The sequence below is a fragment of the Cellulomonas hominis genome (assembly GCF_005239125.1).
GTDB lineage: Bacteria > Actinomycetota > Actinomycetes > Actinomycetales > Cellulomonadaceae > Cellulomonas > Cellulomonas hominis_A.
The window spans coordinates 1-1,050 of sequence record NZ_SZYE01000366.1; the positions used below are offsets into that span (position 1 = coordinate 1).

General features: G+C 80.4%; 1 protein-coding gene and 1 pseudogene. Both read left to right on the forward strand.

Annotated features, from left to right (window positions below):
* Positions 1 to 518: pseudogene (locus tag FA014_RS21090) on the forward strand (hypothetical protein); the annotation flags it as partial.
* Between the two features lie 206 nt (positions 519 to 724).
* Complete coding sequence (gene csrA / locus FA014_RS19605; protein WP_154731264.1) at positions 725 to 1,027, forward strand: carbon storage regulator CsrA; 303 nt, start codon at positions 725 to 727, stop codon at positions 1,025 to 1,027.
* Positions 1,028 to 1,050 lie beyond the last annotated feature (23 nt).

Sequence of the window (1,050 nt, forward strand, 5' to 3'; positions counted from 1 at the left end):
AGGCCGAGGCCGCGCGCGACCTGTCGGGCGGGCTGATCGAGGCCGTCACGGACGACGAGATCCTGCACGCGCACCGTGTGCTGTCCGCGGAGGTCGGCGTGTTCGTCGAGCCGGCGTCGGCCGCGGGACGCCGGCTGACCACGCCGGCCGCCGCCTCCCGGTGGCGCGCCGAGCTGCCCGCCGCCGACGGCGTCACCCTGGTCGCGCTCGGCGTCCGCCCGGGCCGCGCGCGCGAGGACGCCGCCGCCGAGCTGCTCGCCGCCCTCGGCCCCGACCAGGCGTGGGGCGTCGTCGACGCCCGCAGCAAGACCCGCGACTGCGCCCGGTGGATCGCGGGCGTGGGCGCGCGCCGGCCCCTGGACGCGCTCGCCGTGGGCGGGCTGTTCGACACCAGCGAGCCCGGCACGGTCCTCGGCCTCGGCGTCCCGGTCGCGTGGATCGACGGCGTGCCCGCGTCCCGCGTCGCCTGGGCCGCGGCCCTCGGCGAGCACCTCCCCGAGGGCACCGTCTGGGGCTGACCGGCCCCGCGACCCGTCCCGGGGGTGCTTCTCGGGTCCCCGCCCGTGCGTCGCGCCACCACCCGATCGGTCGGGTGGTGGCGCGCCGATCCGCTGGGGAACCGGCGGGGTCGCGCGCGAGCGGGCGCCGGCCGGGAGGCGCGGCGGGCCGCGCCGGGCGTGGGCGGAGTGCCGGCCGCTTGCGCGCGGAAGGTAGGGTCGGCGCCATGCTGGTGCTGAGCAGACGAGTCGGCGAGCGGCTCGTGATCGGGGACGACATCGTCGTGACCGTGATCGAGGTGCGCAGCGACGGCGTCCGCCTCGGCATCGACGCCCCGCGCTCCGTCGCCGTGCACCGCGCCGAGGTGCTGGAGGCCGTCACCGCCGCGAACCTCGCGGCCACCGACGCCGGCGACGACGCGGTCGAGTCCCTGCGGGGCCTCGTCGCGGGCCAGCCCGCCCCCGCACCCGCCCCGGCGCCGCAGCCCGGCGCGGCGGGCGACGCCGACGAGGACCGCACCGGCCGCTGACGGCCAGGGGCCCCGCCCCGTCC

Excerpts from the sequence above, each read along its gene's own strand:
- csrA (WP_154731264.1), top strand. The coding sequence starts at position 725 with ATGCTGGTGCTGAGCAGACGAGTCGGCGAGCGGCTCGTGATCGGGGAC.